The 22664-nt window shown below is 32.6% G+C and carries 21 protein-coding genes; 9 read left to right on the forward strand and 12 right to left on the reverse strand.

The genetic code is table 11. The features are described from left to right. Window positions 1–55 precede the first annotated feature (55 nt). The 6 genes from CIT01_06585 to CIT01_06610 all read left to right on the forward strand — a co-directional run bounded on the left by CIT01_06585 (window position 56) and on the right by CIT01_06610 (window position 2779). Window positions 56–508, forward strand: a complete 453-nt coding sequence (locus CIT01_06585; protein AXV37884.1) for a hypothetical protein — start codon at window positions 56–58, stop codon at window positions 506–508. 91 nt (window positions 509–599) lie between these two features. Then, a complete protein-coding gene (locus CIT01_06590) occupies window positions 600–1043 on the forward strand; it encodes a hypothetical protein (protein AXV37885.1) in 444 nt (147 codons plus the stop codon). A gap of 81 nt (window positions 1044–1124) precedes the next feature. Further along, entirely contained in the window at window positions 1125–1502 is a 378-nt protein-coding gene (locus CIT01_06595) for a hypothetical protein (GenBank protein ID AXV37886.1), read from the forward strand. Window positions 1503–1507: 5 nt separating this feature from the next. Beyond that, entirely contained in the window at window positions 1508–1705 is a 198-nt protein-coding gene (locus CIT01_06600; GenBank protein ID AXV37887.1) for a transcriptional regulator, read from the forward strand. Window positions 1706–1724: 19 nt separating this feature from the next. Continuing rightward, a complete protein-coding gene (locus tag CIT01_06605; protein ID AXV37888.1) occupies window positions 1725–2390 on the forward strand; it encodes a CPBP family intramembrane metalloprotease in 666 nt (221 codons plus the stop codon). A 44-nt stretch (window positions 2391–2434) separates the two neighbouring features. Further along, entirely contained in the window at window positions 2435–2779 is a 345-nt protein-coding gene (locus tag CIT01_06610; GenBank protein ID AXV37889.1) for a hypothetical protein, read from the forward strand. 86 nt (window positions 2780–2865) lie between these two features. On the opposite strand, the gene mtnP is transcribed toward CIT01_06610, so the two are convergent. The 5 genes from mtnP to CIT01_06635 all read right to left on the reverse strand — a co-directional run bounded on the left by mtnP (window position 2866) and on the right by CIT01_06635 (window position 8964). Further along, complete coding sequence (gene mtnP / locus CIT01_06615; GenBank protein AXV37890.1) at window positions 2866–3648, reverse strand: S-methyl-5'-thioadenosine phosphorylase; 783 nt, start codon at window positions 3646–3648, stop codon at window positions 2866–2868. A gap of 73 nt (window positions 3649–3721) precedes the next feature. Next, the gene (locus CIT01_06620; GenBank protein AXV37891.1) at window positions 3722–5170 is read right to left on the reverse strand and encodes an RNA-splicing ligase RtcB; all 1449 of its coding nucleotides are present in this window, start codon (window positions 5168–5170) and stop codon (window positions 3722–3724) included. A 534-nt stretch (window positions 5171–5704) separates the two neighbouring features. Beyond that, the gene (locus CIT01_06625; protein AXV37892.1) at window positions 5705–6154 is read right to left on the reverse strand and encodes an archease; all 450 of its coding nucleotides are present in this window, start codon (window positions 6152–6154) and stop codon (window positions 5705–5707) included. Window positions 6155–6545: 391 nt separating this feature from the next. Beyond that, the gene (locus CIT01_06630) at window positions 6546–7688 is read right to left on the reverse strand and encodes an AAA family ATPase (protein AXV38750.1); all 1143 of its coding nucleotides are present in this window, start codon (window positions 7686–7688) and stop codon (window positions 6546–6548) included. A 250-nt stretch (window positions 7689–7938) separates the two neighbouring features. Further along, window positions 7939–8964 carry a hypothetical protein gene (locus tag CIT01_06635; protein ID AXV37893.1) on the reverse strand — a complete coding sequence of 342 codons (1026 nt, stop codon included), beginning with the start codon at window positions 8962–8964 and terminating at the stop codon, window positions 7939–7941. 158 nt (window positions 8965–9122) lie between these two features. On the opposite strand from CIT01_06635, the gene CIT01_06640 reads away from it, so the two are divergent. Next, window positions 9123–12164, forward strand: coding sequence for a restriction endonuclease subunit M (locus CIT01_06640; GenBank protein AXV37894.1), 3042 nt, complete (start codon window positions 9123–9125; stop codon window positions 12162–12164). 6 nt (window positions 12165–12170) lie between these two features. Here the strand turns inward: CIT01_06640 and CIT01_06645 are convergent, their stop codons facing one another. The 5 genes from CIT01_06645 to CIT01_06665 all read right to left on the reverse strand — a co-directional run bounded on the left by CIT01_06645 (window position 12171) and on the right by CIT01_06665 (window position 15942). Then, on the reverse strand, window positions 12171–13145 hold the full coding sequence (locus tag CIT01_06645; GenBank protein AXV37895.1) for a hypothetical protein: 975 nt from the start codon (window positions 13143–13145) through the stop codon (window positions 12171–12173). A gap of 84 nt (window positions 13146–13229) precedes the next feature. Continuing rightward, complete coding sequence (locus tag CIT01_06650) at window positions 13230–13718, reverse strand: hypothetical protein (GenBank protein AXV37896.1); 489 nt, start codon at window positions 13716–13718, stop codon at window positions 13230–13232. Between the two features lie 234 nt (window positions 13719–13952). Beyond that, window positions 13953–14432 carry a hypothetical protein gene (locus CIT01_06655; GenBank protein ID AXV37897.1) on the reverse strand — a complete coding sequence of 160 codons (480 nt, stop codon included), beginning with the start codon at window positions 14430–14432 and terminating at the stop codon, window positions 13953–13955. Window positions 14433–14631: 199 nt separating this feature from the next. Continuing rightward, on the reverse strand, window positions 14632–15393 hold the full coding sequence (locus CIT01_06660; GenBank protein ID AXV37898.1) for a 6-hydroxymethyl-7,8-dihydropterin pyrophosphokinase: 762 nt from the start codon (window positions 15391–15393) through the stop codon (window positions 14632–14634). A gap of 135 nt (window positions 15394–15528) precedes the next feature. Next, on the reverse strand, window positions 15529–15942 hold the full coding sequence (locus tag CIT01_06665; protein AXV37899.1) for a hypothetical protein: 414 nt from the start codon (window positions 15940–15942) through the stop codon (window positions 15529–15531). Between the two features lie 328 nt (window positions 15943–16270). Between CIT01_06665 and CIT01_06670 the strand changes: the two genes are divergently transcribed. After that, entirely contained in the window at window positions 16271–17425 is a 1155-nt protein-coding gene (locus tag CIT01_06670; protein AXV37900.1) for an aminotransferase, read from the forward strand. A gap of 58 nt (window positions 17426–17483) precedes the next feature. Here CIT01_06670 and CIT01_06675 read toward each other — a convergent pair whose 3' ends face one another. Further along, window positions 17484–18836 carry a B12-binding domain-containing radical SAM protein gene (locus CIT01_06675; GenBank protein ID AXV37901.1) on the reverse strand — a complete coding sequence of 451 codons (1353 nt, stop codon included), beginning with the start codon at window positions 18834–18836 and terminating at the stop codon, window positions 17484–17486. Next, on the reverse strand, window positions 18833–20440 hold the full coding sequence (locus tag CIT01_06680; protein AXV37902.1) for an acetolactate synthase: 1608 nt from the start codon (window positions 20438–20440) through the stop codon (window positions 18833–18835). Before CIT01_06680 ends, CIT01_06675 begins: the two co-directional genes overlap by 4 nt. Before the next feature lie 179 nt (window positions 20441–20619). Here CIT01_06680 and acs point away from each other — a divergent pair, with 179 nt between their 5' ends. Further along, window positions 20620–22572: an acetate--CoA ligase gene (acs, locus tag CIT01_06685; protein AXV37903.1), complete on the forward strand. Its 1953-nt coding sequence runs from the start codon at window positions 20620–20622 to the stop codon at window positions 22570–22572. Window positions 22573–22664: the final 92 nt, after the last annotated feature.

The following is a 22664-nucleotide window of genomic DNA, read 5'->3' on the forward strand; positions in this document are numbered from 1 at the left end:
ATATAGTAAAGTTTATATAACATTATGTAAAGTACTATTTACATGGGATGATTGGATGAACAACATTTTTAAAATAAATATCAAAGCAGCTTTTGCATTTTATATAATTTTAGATACATTATTTGTTGGAATGGGAATGGGTGTTCCATTTTTCTGTATATTATTTGGATTTCCCGTTGGATGGTACCTTGCAAAGCGGTTGACACTTTTTGAAAGAAATCTAAGCGATATTTTAAGCGATATTTTAAAATATGCATTTTTTACATCAGTTTTTACATTTGTATTAATGTTGATTATATGGGGACCAGCAAGTACACTGCTTTTGAATCCAACTGCAAATTTCGTGAATTTCGGAATGCCATTGATTCTTTTCGACCCTAAAATTAGCTTTATGGGGTGGATTATACTCATGATATTTATATCTCCATTTTTACAGCTACTTATGACAATTTTTGCCTCATATATGGCTTTATGGAGATTATCTAAAAAGGAGAATATGCTAAAATGAAAAATAATCATATAAATATAATTATTCAATTAAAAAGAATTTTTGTGAAGTTAAAAGAAAATATTGGAAAATCAAGTAAAGGTGAAATATTATGAGCTTGCAATCCGGAACAATTATGAAAATACTCTCAATTTTTGAATCTGGTCTATTTATAAAAATATTATCTGTATTTATATCAGCATTATGGTTTGCAGGGCTACTGTTAGCAAATATTTACATCATTGTACTGGCAATTGTACTTTTAATGGCATTAGGCATTGTTTTATACGTCCATAGAGACAATTTAAAAGAAATCTTCCAAGGCGACAGCACTGTTATTATAGAAGATGAGAGAACCCAATTGATTAACGAAAAAGCTGCTACCATGACTTTAGGGATCCTTATAGCAGTTGTAATCTATGCAGGGATAATTATAGTTGCTTTAAGAAATAATTATCCTCAATTTCTACAGGCGGGTTATATCCTTTTTGTAGTAGCATTTTCCTGTTTTATACTTTATTTTGCCTCAAGAGCATATTACAGTAGGAAATATTGATTTAAACCAAAAAATGAAGAGATATGGATTAAAAGAGCTGCAGATAATGAAGTCCATTAAGATAACTATAAAGGTGATAAAATGGAAAATTTTAAGATCTTAAGAATGATTATTGCTATGTTTGTTGGAATAGTAGCAGCACTATCTGTTATCCAAGGAACCCTCCTTCCAGCAATCCTAGCCATAGTTATTGGTGCTATGATATCATATATTTATAAAAAACGTACTCATGAAACTTTAGAAGATGAAAGAATAGTTAAAATAAGTGAAAAAGCCTCCAGAATGGCTATGGTACTATTTTCCATAGCCATAGCCATTATTGGATTAATCCTTATCACTCTAAGAAATGAGTATCCTGATTTTACACAGGCAGGTTATACTCTTTCATATGCTGCTGTTGGTCTTCTAGCCTTGTATTATGTATTCTATGGATATTATAACAAAAAATATGGTTATTGATTTCTATGAATAATAAACTTAAAGTATATCGGGCCATGAGTGACATAACTCAAGAAGAGCTTGCAAAAGAGCTTGGAGTAACCAGACAAACTATAATTGCCATAGAAAAGGAAAAATATGATCCTTCACTGGTTCTGGCTTTTAAAATAGCAAAATTCTTTAAAATACAAATTGAGGATATTTTCATCTATCAAGGGGATTAATATAAGTGAGGAATAAAATATGAACGTATTTGGCACAGTTAAAGACAGAAATAACTTTTTAAAGCTAGTTCTAAAAATTATACTGGTATTAGTTGTTATACATGTTTTAAGAGCATTCATTTTCAACTTTTTATTTGTAACTGTCCAACCAAGTGGACCGTTAGTACTGATTTTTAGAGGTTTAGATTTTATAATCGTAGGTATAATCCTGCTTTTATACTTTAAACCATCTTTAAATGATCTTGGACTTAGATGGGATGATATTCGGCTAAGAAGTAGGATATTTTATATTATGGGATTTTCATTAATTCCCACGCTCATATTAAGCCAATATATATTCAAATGGGATTTTTATATCCTTATTTTCCAGCTAATATATGCCATTATAGCTCCAGTATTTGAAGAACTATTATTCAGAGGTTATATCTGGACTAAGATACGTGAATCCAAAGGAATGATTAATCCAGATGGTTTAACCTTTTTGACTGTTACACTGCTTTTCAGTGTATGGCAACTGGGTTATGCCGATGTATTAATCCGATATTCAAATTTAGGCTTTATCATGATCTTAAAAATGATGGCGGGTCTGGTTTTAGGTCTGATTGTAGGATATTTACGTCTTAAAACAGGTAAAACCTATGCTTCAATCATATTCCATGCTTTATGCAACCTTTTTGAACTTTGATATTTAAAAAACTAGAAAATCAAATTTTCATGAGAGGAAATTAAATGACTAACACTAAAAATAGAATAACCAATTGGAAAAGTTATCTAAAAACCCGGTTATATATTGCTTCATTTATCCTTGCACTTGTGGGATGGTTCATATTATTTGTTTATTTATTTGGCCCATTTTTTGAAAAGGAACTTCTTGCTTTGGAAAGAACCATACAGTCTCCAGTTTTCATATGGGGCCTAAGGATTTTTATCATAGCCGTGATTATACTAGCAATCAAAGAAAAGAAAAGAATTCAAAAATTTTTCGTTAATAGAAGCATCAAGTGGGCAGTATATGTAATCTATGTTATAGGTGCTTTAGGGTGGTTAGCATGGTTTTTGAGCCTATTTTTATGATTAACCCTGTTTTTTGATTATAATTTACTCAATTATTTAGTTACAAGTAATTAGATGCCATCAGTGGGGATAAGAAAGAGGATTTTTTAGAGGTCTTCCACATCAATTTCTACTTTTGCTCCTTCCAGGGCATTTTTACAGGGACAATTCCTGTCATCAGGTATTTTAGCTATTGTTTCAGATATTAATCGAATTAAAACCTTCTCTTTTTTCTCTAAAATTTCAAAAACTTCGTCAATGGTTAATTTATCCGGAGAAATAGAAGCAGCATAATTGGATATAGTGCATATGCTGGCATAACATATTTCCAGTTCCCTTGCAAGTATGGCCTCAGGAATACCAGTCATACCCACTACAGTCCCTCCCAGATTTTTAAACATTTTGACTTCAGCAGCAGTTTCAAAACGGGGTCCTTCAGTACATACGTAAACCCCTTTATCAATCACATCTCCAGAACTTATTAATAAATCTCGCAGTTCGGGACAATATGGATTTGTAATATCAATATGCACGGTATTATAATCATAAAAAGTACTCTTCCTAGTTTTTGTAAAATCTAAAAAATCATGGGGTATTAGAATATCTCCTGGCTTTATGTCTTCATCTAAAGATCCCACAGCATTGGTGGATAAAATTCTGTCAACTCCCAACCTTTTGAAGGCACATATATTGGTATGGTATTTTATCATATGTGGCGGGGTGGTATGACCTTGGGCATGCCGGGGCATGAAAGCAACTTCTTTGTCATGCAATTTAAAAATGGATATTTCAGGAGAATCACCATAAGGGGTTTTAATAACTTTTTTATCGATTATTTCTCCCATTTCAACTATTTCATATATTCCTGTGCCGCCAATTATTCCTATCATCACATCAAACCTCAAATTAAAGTAAATTTATTATAAATTGTTCATTATTTAATTTAAAATAGATTCATGGATTCTATCCTTTTGCCACTCCAAGAGGTACCATTTTACCTACTAATTTGGATATGCCTGATTTGTGTGCAGTTTGTACTACCTTATCAACATCTTTATATGCGCCAGGTGCTTCTTCTGCCACTACCGGCATTGAAGTGGCTTTTATAGCTATTCCTCGAGATTCAAGGGCTTTTTTAACTTCTTCCCCACGATATGTTCTTTTTGCTCCAGCACGACTCATTTTTCGACCTGCGCCATGGGCAGTAGAACCAAAAGTTTCCTCCATAGCAACATCAGTCCCTGCAAGCAGGTAAGAGGCTGTTCCCATTGTTCCAGGTATAAGTACTGGTTGTCCAACTTTTCTGTATTCTTGGGGAATTTCCACTCTTCCAGGTCCAAAAGCCCTGGTGGCTCCTTTTCTGTGCACATACACTTCTAAATCTCTACCTTTGATATTGTGAACCTCTTTTTTTGCTATGTTGTGGGCAACATCATAGATAATTCCCATTTCCATCTCTTCGGCGCTTTTTTTGAATATTTGTTCGAAAGACTCCCTAACCCAGTGTACAATCATCTGCCGATTAGCCCAGGCATAGTTAGCCGCAGCCGACATTGCTTTAAAATAATCCTGGGCTTCTTCTGAATCTACGGGAGCACAAGCTAATTGTCGATCTGGGATATTTACTTTATGTCGTTTATACGCTTTATCCATTATTCTAAGGTAGTCCGAGCAGATCTGGTGACCACATCCCCGTGAACCAGTATGTATCATCACAGTTATGTCACCCTCTTTAACGCCAAAGACATCTGCAGTTTTTTTATCGAATATTTCATCAACTTTTTGGACTTCTAAAAAGTGGTTACCAGATCCTAAAGAGCCTAATTGGGGTATTCCCCTTTTTTTTGCTTTTTCACTTACTTTTGAAGAATCTGCTGCATCCATTTTACCATTTTCTTCTAGGAAACTGAGATCTTCTTCCCAGCCGTATCCATTTTCCACGGCCCACTGGGCACCATTATTTAAAACTTCGTCAATTTGTCCATCCTGTAGTCTTATTTTTCCTTTGCTACCTACACCTGATGGTACATTTTTGAACAATGTATCTATTAATTCTTTAATTTTAGGTTTAACTTCTTTTTCTGTGAGATTTGTTTTTAAGAATCTTACCCCGCAGTTTATGTCAAAACCTACTCCTCCAGGACTTATAACTCCATTATGCCCACTGAAGGCAGCTACCCCTCCAATACTAAATCCATATCCAAAGTGGATATCGGGAAGTCCTATGGAAAATTTTTGGATCCCAGGTAAACAGGCAACGTTTGCTACTTGATCCAAAGCCCCTTTTTCCACTAGCTTTATATCCTGGTCATCCAGATACACTCTACCTGGTACTCTCATACAATCTTTATAACTACTTGGAAGTTCCCATACGCACTCTCGAACTTTTTTTAAGCTATCTTCCATACTCATGATAATCATTCCATCAAATTTCTTAATAAAATTTTTTTAAGATTGATAAATTTGATAATTCCATTGAAATTCAGAAATTTATTAAAAGGTTAATATTAATATTAGTCTATTTTTCTATTTATAATTCATTATTATACTAAAACATATTCAATTAACTTCTTGCCACATATAAAATGAAACCAGGAATTAAAATAAATATTTAGGTTCTAAATGGTATAATGGATGTTAATACTACCATTTACTGCCGATAAATCATAAACAAGTTATTACAATTCTATAAAACACTCTTTTTCTTGACAATATGGTGAGTAAAATTTCCACAGAAATGAAAATTTATAACAAAAAATGGACTTGATGCTGCTTATAATTGAATCAAAATATTTTAAGATATTTATTTTATAAATAGTCATGTTTTAAGTGTTTAAATAATAAAGTTAGTCATACAGTTGAAAAGATTTGTAGAAGTAGGAGAACAGAATTTAAAATAATTCTCAATAAAATAAACTTTTAAATTAAATCATGGTTTTTAGAATTTCATATGTCGAGTATCACTTGTAAAATGTAATTTTGATTCTTTTTTATGTCCATCATGTGATAGGTCACTGCTTTTACTTCATCTCTTGCTTCATGAATATCATAATTAAATTCTTCCCCCCAAATTTTGCCTTTTAATTGATATTCATTCTCTTTTTTTTCTATTTCCACTTTAAATCTGGAAAACACTAGATATTCTGAGTCATGAAATACTAAAAGTTCGGTTAACCAGTCAAAAAGAAGAGCATAGTCATCTTCAGCTTTTATTTTAACTTCTTTCTTTATTGATGGTTGAATTTTGGAGGTATCGGTGATAACATTGAACATAGCTAAAGCTGCATTTTCAAAAGCCCTCTCTAAACTTTCACCATAGGCTCTAAATCCCACATCTGCAGTTACATCAAAAAATTCAAATTTTGGCTTTTGTGATATATTATTTTCAAATTTCAACAAAAATTCCTCTTTTAAACTCTTAATTAATCTTTGTTTTGTAGCTGTAATTATATTTTTTTCTTGAATTGGTGTTTTATCTTAGACATTTGGATTACTTTTCACACGCTCTCTATCTCTTTCTTTATATTAACTGCTGACTAGGGTTATAACAAGGGAGGAAAAATATATGTTAAGAAACAAAAATTCTTCAATTCCAGATTTAAGAAAAAAAACAAGCCTAATTGACCTAAAAAGTGTTAACCTAACTGCATGTATCCTGGTTATATTCATACTAACTGTATTGATTATAAGTATATTGTGTGTGGCTGCTGCTCCAAATTCTAATATACCTGCATCTATTTAATACTTAATAACTGTTTAAACATTTTCATAGTTTCTAGATACAGATTTAATGGTCATCCATAAATTTTCGGATATCACCAGTTTCAAATCTCAGAATAATAACTCTTGATTTTCCTTTGAAACCTTTTCCAGTGAATTTAGTGTCAATAAGTCTTAAAAATTCTAATTTATTCAGAACACGGTTAAAAGAAGAATAACTAGCATTGGTTTTTTCACTAAATTCTTCAAAAAGTTCACCAGCAGTTAAATTATCTCCTGAAAAAGATGTTATACTATTTAATACAACCCTTTCATTCTTTGATAATGATTTAAGGGTTTCAATCAGATTTATAGAACTTGATTTTTTCAAAGCTTCTTGCACATGTTTTTGTTCTATACTTTTTGATGCATCTGCCTCTGCTAAATTAGCACTCACTCTCAACAGATCAATTCCAACTCTTAAATCCCCATTTAACAAGGTTTCATCAGCTATTTCATCTATCAACTCTTCAGAAATAACTTTAGGATAAAATCCAGCTTTTACTCTTCCGTCTAATATACTTTTTATTTCGCTGCGGCTATAAGGATTGAAAACAATTTCTTGTGGAATAAAAACCGAGTTCACATTTTTATCCAAAGCATGGCGAAATTCAATATCAGATAAAATAGCAAAAATACCTGTTTTAATCCCAGGATAAACTTCCTGGGCACGTAAGATATCATAAAATATTTTATTAGCATTTTTGCTGTGGAAAAGGTAGTTAACATCATCTAACGCAACAACCAATGCCTTTTTATTGTCTGCAAGGTGTTGCATTATCTTTTGGTAAATTCTAGAAAAAGGTACCCCGGTTTCAGGGGGTAGGTGACCAAATAGTTTGTTATAAATCTGTGAGAAGATGTTAAAACGGGTGGTGTGTAATTGACAATTGACATAGACACATACTACTCTATCAGAACTTCTTTCCACCAATTCAAAAACTTTTTTCACAGAAGTAGTTTTTCCAGTGGCAGGAGAACCCAGAACCACGGCATTGATGGGTCTGCCCATCTTCAGTGCAGGTCTAATGCAGATAGCAAGTGCTTCCATCTGAGATTCTCTGTATCTAAAATTTTCTGGGATATAATCCTGGTCAAAAACATTCATATCTCTAAAAATGGTTTCATCATGTAAAAGTATATCGTCAATTCCCTTTGCACTGCGTCGCATACTATTGTTTGGTGTCATGATATTATGCCTATGAATATAGAAGATGAACTTTCTATAAAAGACTTTTTTTGATCATGAGGATTGAAAAATCAACTTAAACACACAATCTCGTGAATAAAAAATAAATACCAAAACTTAAAAAAGACCAGACGGACTAAAAGAAACCGTTGACAACCTAATGAAATTCGCAAAAGAAGACCCAGAAGGCTTCGTCAAATACGTGAACAAAAAATAAAATAATTCAAACAAACTAAGTTCTAATTTTTTCTTTTAATTTTTTAAGAAGTTTTTCATCAATTTTATCCTTATTAATATTGATAAATTTAGGTAGATAATCTCTTTTACATAAACCTGAATTCCAAATTTGATTATTATTAATAGAATGAATAACCACAACATTTACTTCTTCAACGCTTAATTCATGGAAAAAAGGTTGTAATTCGCTCATTAACTTTTCAGCATTACGGTATCCATGTACTGTTTTTAATTTTTCAATTAAATTATCTAAAATATATAATCTAGGAAAATTTTTTTTTATGGGAGTTATTAAATAATTTGAAGGAATATTCTTTTCTTTTATAAATTTTCCTTGCCGATGATTCATAAAACCATACGGTTCGATTTCTTTATCCAGTTTTAAGGGTATAAAGCAAATATTTCTAAAACAAGCGATACCTACTTCCTGAGAACACCATTCAGACTCCTTGAAATTTTTGCTTAGTATGGGGATAAACACATCTGTTTTGGCGAGTTCTCTCAGAATGCGTTTTTTCCATTTTTCAGATATTCCGATATCGTCATGGGCCATGAAACAATCTACTCCAAAACTTGCAAGAATTTCTTTTATTTCGGCTGCAACAAGCTTATCTTTACTAGAATAACCTATAAACACCTTAATTTTTTCTTTCGTAGAATTTTTATCTTTAGGACTAATTTCAGATGGAAATTTGTTGTCGTTTAAAAAATCTTTTAAGTCAGGATATTCATTTGGATACTCCTCTTGAATTACTAAATACTTTTTTAAAATATGATTCATCATTTTTTTCGCATTATCTGGATTTTCTAAATACGCATCTTTAAGTACATTTTTAATTGACTGGTAATAATCATCTTCATCATATAATTGGCTATTTAATAGATGATAATGTTCTTCCAATAAATTTTTAAATTCAAAAGCTTCTAAAACCAAATCCCAATCTATTTTAATATCTTCAGCTTCTTCGTTGTAAATTATCTTTGCAACATCACCCACAAAAAGCAAGTCTTTATCAACCATTAAAAACCCCCATAATCCTTAATAATTAAATAACATCAAATTTTACATAAAACTTTTTATTTATATGTGTTAAATAAAATTTATATTACGCTTATCTTTAAAGTTAATCCTATAAAAAAAAATCTTTTATTGGTATTTTAAGGGGGTTTGTTTTTAATATGCCAGAAGCACCAAAAGAAATCATCAGATTGGTTAAAAAATTTGAGGATAATCATGAAAGATATAAAAATCCTAGTTACAATGAGGAACAGCTTAAACAAGAGTTTATAAATCCATTTTTCAAGGCTTTGGGTTGGGATATGGAAAATGAAGAGGATGCAGCTCCCCAATATCGAGATGTCATTTTTGAAGATTCCATTGAAGTTTCAGGGAGTAAAAAAGCTCCTGATTATTGTTTCACAATGGCAGGACAACGTAAATTTTTTGTTGAAGCTAAAAAACCATCAATAAATATTAATAAAGATCGAGAACCTGCTTTCCAAGTGCGAAGATATGGTTGGAGTGCTGATCTTCCTGTGTCAATATTAACTGATTTTGAAGAATTTTCTATTTATGAATCAAGATCTAAGCCCAAAAAGAGTGATAGTCCTAGTAAATATAGGATCAAATATTTTAAATTCACAGATTATGTTGAGAAGTGGGATTATATTTATGAAAGGTTCTCTAAAGAAGCTGTAAGGAAAGGATGGTTCGATAAATTTGCTGAAACCGACAAAAAAAAGAGGGGAACAACTAGTGTTGATGATGAGTTTCTAAAAGAAATGGAAGAGTGGAGGGAACTTTTAGCAAGGAATATAGCTAATAGAAATAAAGAATTAAGTATTGATGATTTAAATTTCGCCGTTCAACAGATTATTGATAGGATTGTATTTCTTAGGAACTGTGAGGATAGAGGGATAGAGAAATATGAACGAATAAGAAATCTTTTGGACAATAAAAACATTTATAATAATTTTTGTGAGTTATGTAAAAAGGCTGACGAAAAATACAATTCAGGATTATTTCACTTTAAAGAAGAAAAAGGCCGACCTAGCTATCCCGATAAATTAACCCTTAATTTAAATATAGATGATGGTGTTTTGAAAAAAATAATTACAAATTTATATTATCCTGACAGTCCTTATGTATTTTCAGTTATACCTCCAGAAATATTAGGCCATGTATATGAACAGTTTTTAGGAAAAGTTATAAGATTAACTCCTTCGCATCAAGCTAAGGTTGAAGAAAAACCTGAAGTTAAAAAAGCAGGCGGAATTTATTATACTCCTAAATTTATCGTTGATTATATTGTAGAAAATACTGTAAGAAAACTTTGTAAAGGTAAAACACCTAAAACAGTTTCAAAATTAAAAATATTGGATCCTGCGTGTGGATCAGGATCATTTTTGTTAGGGGCATATAATTCACTTTTAGATTGGCATTTAGAATATTATATAAAACAAAAGGATAAGAAAAAGCTAACTTCTAGAATTTATCCTGGAAAACATAATGAATGGTATTTGACTATACAGGAAAAGAAAAGAATTCTTTTAAATAATATATATGGTGTTGATTTAGATCCGCAGGCGGTAGAAGTTACAAAGTTATCTTTATTACTCAAAGTTCTGGAAGATGAACATAAAGAGGTGATAGATGTTCAAAGTCAATTTGGACAAAGAGCACTGCCTGATTTAGATGGAAATATTAAATGTGGAAACTCTTTAATAGGAAATGAAATTTATGAAGATTCTGACTTAGATGAAAGTGATATTAAACGTATTAATCCTTTTGATTGGGAAAAAGAATTTGGAACTACTAAATTTGATGCAGTTATAGGCAATCCACCGTACATACGTATTCAAGCAATGAAAGAATGGGCTCCAATTGAAGTTGAATTTTATAAGAAAAATTATGTTTCAGCAAGTAAAGGGAACTATGATATTTATATTGTTTTTGTTGAAAGAGGTCTTGAGTTATTAAATGAAAAAGGACGATTAGGATTTATCTTACCCCACAAGTTTTTCAATGCAAAATATGGAGAATCTTTAAGAGGACTAATTGCTGAAGGCGGTTATTTGGATAAAATTGTCCACTTTGGAGATTTACAGATTTTTAACAATGCTTCAACATATACCTGTTTATTATTTTTAGATAAAAAGCCCAATAAAAGGTTTGAATTTGTTAAAGTAGAAGATTTAGAAAAATGGCGTAGATTAGGAGAATGTGTTAAAGGTAAAGTTAGTCTTAAAAAGGTATCAGATAATGAATGGAATTTTATTGTTGGAGAATGTGCTGAATTATTTGAAAAATTAAGTAAAATGCCAGTTAAACTGGGTGATATATCAAAAAGGATATTCCAAGGCTTAATAACTGGTGCAGATAATGTTTTTATATTAGAAAATTTAGAAAATGGTGTATATTTTTCTAAAGCTGCTAATAAGTCCTATAAATTAGAAAATAATCTTTTACATCCATTGTGTAAAGGTTCTGTAAATATTCGTCGTTATCATATTTCAAATTTAACTAAATCAATTTTATTTCCTTATGAATTTGTCAATGGAAAAGCAACCCTAATAAAAAAAGAACCGTTCTCTAAGGAATATCCGAACACTTGGAAGTATTTATTAAGCAATCGTAATAAGCTTGAATCCAGAGAAAGGGGTAAATGGAAAAATGAACGGTGGTATGCATTTGGACGTACACAAAATATGAATGAAATGGAACAGATAAAACTTTTAACTCCAAGTATTGCAAGTTCCGCATCATTCACATTGGATAAAAGTGAATTCTACTACTTCATTGGAAGTGGTGGAGGTGGTGGGGGTGGATATGGTATTACACTTAACTCTGATAATATCAATGATTATATGTATATTTTGGGTCTTTTAAATTCAAATTTACTTGATAAATATCTCAAATCCTACAGTAGCCAGTTCCGTGGGGGTTATTATGCATATAACAAACAATATATAGAAAAATTACCGATTCATGCGATTGATTTAGATAATCTTGAAGATGTAACTATTTATGATAAAGTTGTTATCTTAGTAGAAAAAATCCTTAAATTACATGAAAATCTAACAAACACAAAAACTCCAAATGAAAAAGAGATGATCCAACGTCAAATCGATGCAACTGATAAACAGATTGACAGGTTGATTTATGAATTATACGATCTAACACCTGAGGAGATAAGGATCATAGAAGATAGTCTAGATTAGAAAAGGTCATTTTATACGAATTGCATCTAAATAAAATTCTGAATCTCTCATTTCCATTTTATATACTTCAAAATTTCTTTCTTTAGCAATTTTGATAACATCTTTAATATTTTCTTCATTTGCTTTCGCACCTAAATATACAGATTTAGGCTTAGGTAAATTTATATAATGTTCGTTTGATTTCTTGTTAATAGTATTAACGTATCTCCATTCCTTTTCATAACTCCACTCATGGGATTTTGTGATTGCGGCACGATATGAAATATTATGTAAGATCTTAGAGTGTATGAAAAACTTAGTTGCATCAAAAATAGTATTTTCATAAATAACTGGGAATAAAAATTGTTTTAAAAGGTCATGATTTTCTAGAGAACTAAAATCATATTCAATGCAAAGTCCTTTATGGCGATCTGCATAATGGCTCCACATTAAAATTGAATCGTTTTTTTCACTAAAACAAGTAATAAAAGTTTTATCTTTAGATTCTTTAATTAATTTACTATAAAACTTACTATATTCCTCCTTTGAATCTTTTAATATTGCTTCTGCATTCTCATCTGCTTCTCGCATTAATTCAACCATTTTTTGTGTTTTTCTATTTGAAACATTTTTTGTGTTGATTATTCTTAATAGTTCCTTAGTAGGTTCAGTACTACTTTTTATATGATCTATTTCTTCAGGCGCTAATTCAAGAGAAATATTGTTTATTATACCATCTATTCCTTCACGAAAGTATTCATTTATCACTAGTTTTGGAATGGAGGAAATAGCACAATCAAATGGATCATTAAATTTATTAGGATTTGAAAGCCACATTTTATCATTTTTTAATAGGTCTAATGTATGGCTTTCCTTATCAAAAGGCCCATATTTATATAAAGCGTCGGGAATATTTTGATTTTTTAGTTCTATTGCTTTTTCCCTATCTTTTGTTTGCTTTTCTGGATCAAAATAAAGATATACAAATTTTTTTTTCCACAATTTTAACCCTCAATTATTCTAAATGTTCCATCCAATTTTAGATCATTATGGAGTTTTTTATTTTTCCACAAATTCATAGTATTATTATTCTACATTTTTGGCTTCACGGATTATCAAAGCTATTCTATCATCTATTGCTTTTTTATTTGGGTTCCCAATTTTATCATCCCAATATATGCTGTACCATCTGTTATTAATTTTGAATAATACTTCTCCTTCAATTTGATTTGCAATGATATCTTCATATATACCATAATAAACTTTAACTTCTTCAATGATGGTTTCACCATAATCTAAAACTCGATATCCTATTTCTGCATCTTCAGCACGGGGTGATGTTCGTCTTTTAGCTTCTTCAACATCCATCTCTTTTAGCATAGTATAATTCTGTAAATAAACAACAAAATCCTTTTTAGCATTCTCTTTATTCCATTCTGATAATTCATCACCGGCGGGTGGAGCTCCATATTCTTTTATAAGCTCTTCATATGTTAGAGATTCAGTACATCCGGAAATAGTAACGATTCCAACTATCAATAAAACAAAAATAATAAAATTGATGCTTTTATTCATCTAAGCCCCTCTTCATCCCATATTTTTTATTCATAAATAAAATTTTTTGTTACATTACTTTTCATATACTCTCTTTTTAGTAATCTTTATAAGTTACATTGTTGAATATATTAATGTGCAACTGTAAAAACATAGAGTTGTTGGGGGAGAAAAGGGGAAAAACCGGAGACCGCCAAGTTCACATTATTTAGAAGGATGTCTAAATAATTATTCATTTTATCTTTCTTTTTTAATTTATTCATTGTTTAAATCATTAATAGAATTAGTTAGGTCTCCATCCGAAGCTTTGTATAAGCTTTTTAGATTTTCCGTTATGCTGTATATTTCTTTGATTTGTTTTTGATATTCATTTTTGCTTATTTCTTGATTAATGTATTTTTTTCGAAGTTCTAAGCTCTTTTTTAATTGTTCTATGTTTATTTTGTAAATTTTCTCTTTCTCTTTCAATGAATCATCCAATTCTGTCTTGGTTATGGATCCTATCTTATAATTATATTCACTAGTCGCAATTGTAGCTCTGTGCTCTGCTTTCATATATTCTAATTCGATATTATAATGTTTATCCACACTATTCAACAATTCAGTATTGTTTTCTCCACCTTCAACAGCTTCTACAAACATATCATCCCAGGTGGGAGAAAATTCGTAATCAAGATACGCTAATAGTCCAATAAAAACCAAGATTATTCCGGGCAAAATAATCAAAATAAGCAATTTTTTTCTATTGTCCATGAAATAAGTGAAATATAAACTAGTAATTAAAATTTATTATTTTTTTATAAATTATTATAACCTTTATTTTTCTCATTTTTGGAAAGAATAAATCTGAAAAATAAATCTTCTTTTTTCTATTTTTAATCATCATTTATGTAATTCAAAATAAATTTTTCAGAAAAGATCCTCAATGCCCCATTCAACTGTTTAAATTAATCTCATCAACTTTCACTTGTCTAATCCCTTTTAATAAATCACCATAGGATATATTAACTATCTTCACATTTTCATGTCTTGCTGCCCATTCTATAAGCCTTTTAGCATAATCTAATTTCAATTTTTTTATTTCATCTGCGTTATCTAATGATTTTCCCAATTCGGGCCGTGAATAGTTGGTCACAATATCTCCAAAGTCCATCCCGGCTAAAATTATTAAACGTGCTTTTAGTTCAATGGCTAAAAATACGCACCGGTCCCCATCAGTAAATCCACCAAAATTATACACATTTTTTAAGGGGGTACTCTGTGTGCTTCCCATGATATTTTTGATCCGTGGCACATATTTCTTGATTTTATCCTGATTGTCTCCATGTGCATGAACAACAAGTACTGAACCCAATTTATCTGCCTGTAGTATATCATCTATTTTACCATCCAGGTCGGTGATTATTATGTCAGGCACTATATTTTCCTCTAAAAGGGCGGTGGTAGCACCATCTGCAGCTATGATTGTAAAATTATCAATGTTGATTTTCTTAAGTTCTCTTATATTTCTTTTAATAGAAGGGCCTGCACCAAAAACCACCACATTTTTTTTTATATTAATTTTTTGTGGTGATAAAACCGATTTATCCTCTAATAGTTTACTTAATATAAGTGCAGAATCTTCATCATCTTTTTTACTAAAACCAAACTCTTTAAGTATGGTTTTATACCATGAAAACCAGGTATCCATGTCCATAACAGAGAGTATTGTAGTGGTTTATAAAATAATTTTTTATTATCATCAATTTTTTTAAAAAAATAAAAAGAGATTAAACGAAGTATCGCTTTGATTTTTATTTTAGAACCAATAAATCCATCCAAAAAAGGATTTTCAGCGACTTTTTGCGTATTCTGCAATGTATGCATCACAGGATTCGCAGTGGTAATAGTAATAATACCACCCTTCAATGATATTTGAACCTACCTGTATTGCAGTGCCTTCACAATAAGGACATTTTACTTTATTTGGCCCTAAAGCCTTTAGTTTACCTTCTTCAAAAACAGTATAATTCCTTCCCTTATATTCCACAGTATCTGTAAAAGGGGGAGTGTCACTGATTGGAGGAGTTGTATTTTCTACTTCTTCAGAAATTTCTTCTGGGACTTCAAAATCTTCTTCTAAATTAAGCACCTGTGATTGGGAGCTTACCCTCAAATAATCTTGCAAAAAAAAGCCTAAAGATACTCCCAAAGTAATTACAATGGTAAATACTATGATTAGAATAATTTTAGCTCTTTTATCCATAATATTCACTTATACCTTTTTGTTTTTTCAGATATTTAAATTTTAAAATGAGATATAAATATTGAATTGAATTAGTATTCGAATTATCCGTAGTCCTTAAATATTTTTAGTACTGGAATGGTTGATAATTAGATTTTAGTCTATGGAGGTTATCCTTATATAAATTTTTGGTCCATTAATATTATTAATTCCAATTTTCTGATTTATTACCAAAAATTGGTTTAGTATTCATTAAAAGCATTTAAATTAATATTAATACTATAAAAATAAATCATTATCTATTATAGATAAAGCTTATAAGTGAAGTTATAATTGGAGGTTTTTTTAGATGCACGAAACACTGCTGATGATACCAGGACCTACCAGGGTAGCTCCCCGAGTATTAAAAGCCATGTCAGAGAATGTAGTAAATCATAGAAGCGCTATTTTCGGTAAAATATTAACCGAAACCAATGAGATGATGTCTGATGTATTCAGGACAGATAATCAATCCTATATATTAACTGGATCTGGAACTGCGGCCATGGAAGCGGCCATAGCTAACATCTTGAATAAAGATGATAAGATTTTAAATGTTGTAGGTGGAAAATTTGGTCAAAGATTCATGCAGATAACCGAAGCTCACGGTGGAAAGCCAGTTGATATCGAAGTTGAATGGGGAACTGCAGTAAACCCTGATGATATTGGGTATACACTGGAAGAAAATGAAGATATTAAGGCAGTAACAGTGGTTCATAACGAAACTTCTACTGGAGTTGCCAGTCCCATTAAAGAAATTGGAAAAGTAATGAGTGATTATGATGCCCTCTACGTAGTGGATACAGTATCTTCCCTAGGTGGAGACGAAGTAGATGTAGATGGCTATGGTATTGATATATGTGTTACTGGTTCCCAAAAATGTCTGGCTGCACCACCAGGATTGGCAGCTATAACTTTAAGCGATGATGCATGGGCTGTGGTGGACAAAACAGAATCACAAACATATTACCTGGATTTAAAAAAGTACCGGAAAAGCGGACAATCTGAACCTCCAGAAACACCTTACACTCCAGCAGTATCACTAATGTATGCTATGCACGAAGCATTAACTGTTATAATGGAAGAAGGACTTTTAAACAGGGTTAAAAGGCATCAAATAGCTGCTCAAGCTACTAGAAATGCTATAAAAGCTCTTAACTTAGAATTATTCCCTAAAGAAGAGGTTTCTTCAACCACAGTCACTGCAATTAATATGCCGGAAGGTTTAACTGACAGAGAACTTCGAGGAACTATGAGAAACAAATATCATGTAGAACTAGCTGGCGGACAGGACCACCTTAAAGGAAACATTTTCAGAATAGGTCACATGGGCAATATTACCCATCGAGAACTTATAACCACTATTTCATCGTTGGAGATGACTTTAAGGGAATTTGGTTTTGAAGTGGAGATGGGAGAAGGAGTAGCTGCAGTAGCAGATACTTATCTACCAAAAAATCTCTAATTTTTTTTCCTTTTTCTTTTTTTAATTCATTTTTTATAAAAAATTGTTTTCACACGATTTAAACTTCTTTTATCATGACGGCAATAGTTTTTAAGATTATAAAACCATCCATACGTAATTGACGTAGAATATAACCCGGTCTTAGATAAAATTTCCGGAATCCTTTTTTTTGCAACTTTTTAAGTTCTTCCAGGGAACAATCTACTGTTTCTAGAACTGGACTTAAAAGAGTGTACTTGGACCAGTCATTTACTTTAATAAGATCATTTGCACGGGCTTCATTGTAAAATGCTGTACCAGGATAAGGAGTGGCCAGTGAAAAAATAGCATAAGACGCATCCAGATCTTTTACGAAATTAATGGTTTTTTCAATATTTTCCTTGGTATCACCAGGCATGCCAATGGCTACAGAGGCAATTGTCCGCATATCTGCTTCCTTTGTAAGTTTAAATGCATTTCTTATTTTATCCACACTAATTTTCTTGTTCATACCATCTAGAAGTTGTTGGTCTGCTGATTCAACCCCGTAAAAAATGGTAATGCATCCGGCTTCTCTCATTTTCTTTAAAAGGCTTTTTGAGACAGTATCCACCCGAGCGGTACATCCCCAGAAAAAGTCCAAATCCCTTTTTTTAATTTCATCACATATCTCGATTACTCTTTCAGGGCGCAATGTGAATGTGTCGTCCATAAAAGCAATCATTTCTGCATCATAATCTGATATAAGATGTTCTATTTCATCCACAATATTTTGAGCTGATCTAAACCTCATTTTTCTCCCGTGCATGGCTGAGGAAGCACAAAATGAACAGTTAAAAGGACATCCTCTACCAGATATCAGAGTACCGGTGGGTAATTTGATATTAAGAACTTTGTATTCATCCATAGGCAGTAAGTGCCGTGCCGGGAAAGGAAGACTATCAATATCCTTTATTATATCTCTGGAAGGAGTGGTAAAATCTTTACAGGCTATACCTTTTACCTCTTTTAGATCACCACCTTTTTCCAGAGTTTTCACCAACTCCAGCATGGTGTATTCGCCTTCACCCAGAATCACGATATCTATAAAATCATTTTTTAAGAGTTCAGTGTAGGTGAAAGTGGGATGATAACCTCCCATGACAATATTTGCATTTGGACAGGTTTTTTTAGTAATTTTAGCAGTTTTAAGAGCTTTGTTTATGGTGGGGGTTAAAGCGGTTATGGCCACAACATCTGGAGAATAATTCTCTATTTCTTTTTTTAAAGTATCCCATTCCATTTCCATGGCTGCGGCATCTATTATTTTAACATCAACTCCACCTTCTTCTAATACTGCGGCAATATATGCAATGCCCAGAGGGGGAGCGACTAATCCTATGAATTTATACTTGGAATTTACATATGGTGGATTTATAAGCAAAACTTTCATTCTAACACCTGGGGAAGAGGTATTCCCTCTTCTGAGTCAACAATAATATCAATCAAATAGGGTTTTTTAAGATTTATGACCTTTTTCACAGCTTCAATAACAGCTCCAGGAGAGTCAATTCGGGATGAATCAATACCATAAGACTTTGCAAGCTCTACAAAATCAGGGTTTTCCATTTCCACCTCATATCGTCCATTATAGTATAGATCCTGCCACTGTTTTATTATTCCCAGGCTACTGTTATTAATTATGCAGATTAATATGGGTAGTTTTTCCTGGGCAATTGTTGCCAGCTCTTGAAGAGTCATTTGAAATCCTCCATCACCGGTTATAACTACCACAGTTTCTCCCCTACGGGCCAAAGCCACACCAACCGATGCAGGCAACGCATATCCCATAGGCCCAAAACCACCAGAAAAAATTAATGAACCCGGCTTTTTCACTCTTCTTAGAAGCGTAACAAAGGTAGTATGGACACCAGCATCATTAACTATTAGTGCATCAGCGGCTCCATCTAAAATTTCTTTAACGGCTTTTTGAGGTTTCAGGGGTTTTTCCTTATAATCAGTTTTTATATGGTGATATTTTTCATATTGATTAATTTCTTGCAGCCATTTTGGATCTATTTTCAGATTTAACTCTATAATTTTAGTTAAAAACTCTTTAACTGAAGTACATACTTTATAATCACCTATCAAGACGTCTGGATCTAAATTTACATGGATTATCTTGGCCTGGTTGATACCAACCCAGGTACGTTCGGAAAACCGACAACCTAATCCAATAACTAAATCACAATTTTTACCTGCAAAATTAGCAGCATCAGTGCCTCTAAGTCCTACCATACCTAAACATAATGGATGTTCTTCAGATATTACTCCTCTAGCATGATATGTAGTTGCAACAGGTATACTATATTTATTCACAAATTTTTCCAGTTCATTCCGGGCATTACCCCACATAACACCAGAACCCGCCACGATAAGGGGTTTTTTAGAAGTTTCCAATGTTTTTAGGGCGGAATTTAACTGGCTTAAATCCTTTTCTGTGTGATATTCAACTTCTTTCTGGATACTGGAATGATTCACATTATAGTTAAAAATATTTTTTGGAATATTAAGATGAATAGGCCCTGTTTTACCATTTTTTAACATTTTAATTGCCTTTTTCAAGCTGTTAATTGCCTCTTCACTCTCTTTGATCTGGAATGTTTCAATTGTAATAGGCCGAAAAATAGATTCTAAGTCAATTTCCTGGAAGACATTTCCACCAGCAAGATCAGTTGGAACATCTCCAGTTATAACCAGCAAAGGAACAGAATCTTTATATGCAGTTGCCACACCCATAACTAAATTTAATGCACCTGGCCCGGCAGTGGCGATACAAACTCCAAATTTTCCAGATGATCGGGCATATCCATCTGCTGCGTGTGCGGCCCCTTGTTCATGCCGCATTAAAACATGTTTTATTTTGGATTTTCTAAGTGCGTCGTAGAATGGGAGAATTTGTTCCCCTGGATGGCCAAAAATAAATTTTATCCCATTTTCTTCTAAGATTTTCACTAATGCATCGGCGCATCTTATATCTTCACTAGATGATTTCATTACAATACTATTGGTAGTAAAACGTTATTAATTTAATTAATTGGTTGACAATTTTTTCAAATTAGCATTGAAAGACGAACCAAATCTTTTCCATTAAATATTTAAAAAAAAAATTTAACATAAAAAGAATAGATAATTAGTTTAGATAACATGCATATTTTGATAGAGGGGGATTATTTATGCCGAAAGATCTGGATGCTCTTTTAAAAGAGGAGAGAATTTTCACAACACCTGAAGGGTTGGTTAATGATAGCAACATTAAAAAATGGATGGACGAGCATGATATTGATGATTATGACGAATTATTAAAAAAAGCAGATGAAAATCCTGAATGGTTTTGGGATGAGATCGCAGGGGAGTTGGACTGGTTTAAAACCTACAATAAAGTTTCCCAGTGGAATCCACCCCATGCTAAATGGTTTTTAGATGGGAAGTTCAATATTGTTTACAATGCACTGGATAGACATGCCCATAGCTGGCGGAAAAATAAGGTGGCCTATATTTGGGAAGGAGAATCAGGAGAAGTAAAAAAGTTAACTTACTATGATCTCTATTGTGAAGTAAACAAATTTGCCAATGCATTGAAAAAATTAGGAGTTGAAAAGGGAGATAGGGTAGCTATTTATCTGCCTATGATTCTGGAACTACCCATCGCCATGCTGGCATGTGCTAAGATTGGCGCCGTCCATTCCGTTGTATTTTCAGGTTTCTGGGCAAAAGCATTTCAGGACAGGGCAAATGACGCCCAAGCCAAAATTGCTATAACTGTTGACGGATTTTATAGGAGGGGCAAAATAATTCCTTTAAAAGAGAATGTTGATGAAGTTTTAGATGAAACACCCTCTGTTAAAAATGTGATTGTTGTTAACCACTGTGATTGTGATATAGAAATGGTAAAAGGAAGGGATATGTGGTGGCACGATGCAATTGCAGATATGAATCGTGAATGTGAAACTGAAGTTATGGATTCAGAGGATCCCTTATTTATTCTGTATACTTCAGGCACCACTGGTAAACCTAAAGGTGTTCTCCATGTTCATGGAGGATATGCTGTTGGAACCTATGCCACCCTTAAATTTGTTTTTGATTTGAAAGAAGAGGATATATGGTGGTGTGCAGCAGATATTGGATGGATAACTGGTCATAGCTATATTGTTTATGCTCCTCTAATGTTAGGGGCCACCTCAGTCATGTATGAAAGTACGCCGGATTATCCTGATCCTAGTAGATTCTGGCGGATGATAGAAGATTATGGAGTAACTGTTTTTTACACGGCCCCTACTACAATACGAATGTTTATGAAATATGGAGAAAAATGGCCGGATAAACATGATCTTAGTTCTTTGAGATTGTTGGGATCAGTTGGTGAGCCTATAAATCCTGAGGCATGGATGTGGTATTATAATCATATTGGAAATCGGAACTGTCCAATTATGGACACCTGGTGGCAGACAGAGACAGGAATGCACCTTATAACTCCTCTGCCCATATCAAACCTTAAACCTGGTTCAACAGTAAAACCATTTCCCACAGTTAAGGCGGACATTTTTGATGATGATGGTAAATCTTTAGAGGAGAAAGGAGGACATCTGGTTATTAAATCGTCCTGGCCGTCAATGTTCCGGACTTTGTACAATGACCCGCAAAGGTATGTTGATGCTTACTGGAGTGAATTTGAAAATGTTTATCTAAGTGGTGATGTTGCCCGCAAAGACAAAGATGGATACTTCTGGATACAGGGAAGAGAGGATGATGTACTTAATGTTGCCGGACATAGGATAAGTACGGCTGAGGTTGAATCTGCACTGGTAAGTCATTATGCAGTAGCTGAAGCTGCAGTGGTAGGAAAACCTGACATTTTAAAGGGAGAAGAGATTAGTGCATTTGTAGTATTGAAGGAAGGTTATACAAATATGCCTAAATTCAAGCATTTACTAAGAGAACATGTTCGAAAGGAGATAGGGCCCATTGCAAGTCCTTCATACATTGGTTTTGTCACGGATCTTCCTAAGACCCGTTCCGGTAAAATAATGAGACGGGTTATAAAAGCCAAAGTCAAAGGAGAGCCAGTAGGTGATATAAGCACACTTGCAAATCCAGAAGCAGTTGACGCTCTGGATGATGCCATTTAGCTTCGAAGATTAGTTTATAAAAAAATTGAGGGATAATTAAACAAATTAGTTGATAGTAGGAAGGTAAGGATAATTAAAAGATTTAATATAAG

The sequence above is a fragment of the Methanobacterium sp. BRmetb2 genome (genome assembly GCA_003491285.1).
Lineage (GTDB): Archaea > Methanobacteriota > Methanobacteria > Methanobacteriales > Methanobacteriaceae > UBA117.

Bases quoted from the DNA above. Each gene is read 5' to 3' on its own strand.
- CIT01_06585 (AXV37884.1), top strand. From the start codon at position 56: ATGAACAACATTTTTAAAATAAATATCAAAGCAGCTTTTGCATTTTAT.
- CIT01_06590 (AXV37885.1), top strand. From the start codon at position 600: ATGAGCTTGCAATCCGGAACAATTATGAAAATACTCTCAATTTTTGAA.
- CIT01_06595 (AXV37886.1), top strand. From the start codon at position 1,125: ATGGAAAATTTTAAGATCTTAAGAATGATTATTGCTATGTTTGTTGGA.
- CIT01_06600 (AXV37887.1), top strand. From the start codon at position 1,508: ATGAATAATAAACTTAAAGTATATCGGGCCATGAGTGACATAACTCAA.
- CIT01_06605 (AXV37888.1), top strand. From the start codon at position 1,725: ATGAACGTATTTGGCACAGTTAAAGACAGAAATAACTTTTTAAAGCTA.
- CIT01_06610 (AXV37889.1), top strand. From the start codon at position 2,435: ATGACTAACACTAAAAATAGAATAACCAATTGGAAAAGTTATCTAAAA.
- mtnP (AXV37890.1), bottom strand. From the start codon at position 3,648: ATGATAGGAATAATTGGCGGCACAGGAATATATGAAATAGTTGAAATG.
- CIT01_06620 (AXV37891.1), bottom strand. From the start codon at position 5,170: ATGAGTATGGAAGATAGCTTAAAAAAAGTTCGAGAGTGCGTATGGGAA.
- CIT01_06630 (AXV38750.1), bottom strand. From the start codon at position 7,688: ATGCGACGCAGTGCAAAGGGAATTGACGATATACTTTTACATGATGAA.
- CIT01_06635 (AXV37893.1), bottom strand. From the start codon at position 8,964: ATGGTTGATAAAGACTTGCTTTTTGTGGGTGATGTTGCAAAGATAATT.
- CIT01_06640 (AXV37894.1), top strand. From the start codon at position 9,123: ATGCCAGAAGCACCAAAAGAAATCATCAGATTGGTTAAAAAATTTGAG.
- CIT01_06650 (AXV37896.1), bottom strand. From the start codon at position 13,718: ATGAATAAAAGCATCAATTTTATTATTTTTGTTTTATTGATAGTTGGA.
- CIT01_06660 (AXV37898.1), bottom strand. From the start codon at position 15,393: ATGGACATGGATACCTGGTTTTCATGGTATAAAACCATACTTAAAGAG.
- CIT01_06665 (AXV37899.1), bottom strand. From the start codon at position 15,942: ATGGATAAAAGAGCTAAAATTATTCTAATCATAGTATTTACCATTGTA.
- CIT01_06670 (AXV37900.1), top strand. From the start codon at position 16,271: ATGCACGAAACACTGCTGATGATACCAGGACCTACCAGGGTAGCTCCC.
- CIT01_06675 (AXV37901.1), bottom strand. From the start codon at position 18,836: ATGAAAGTTTTGCTTATAAATCCACCATATGTAAATTCCAAGTATAAA.
- CIT01_06680 (AXV37902.1), bottom strand. From the start codon at position 20,440: ATGAAATCATCTAGTGAAGATATAAGATGCGCCGATGCATTAGTGAAA.
- acs (AXV37903.1), top strand. From the start codon at position 20,620: ATGCCGAAAGATCTGGATGCTCTTTTAAAAGAGGAGAGAATTTTCACA.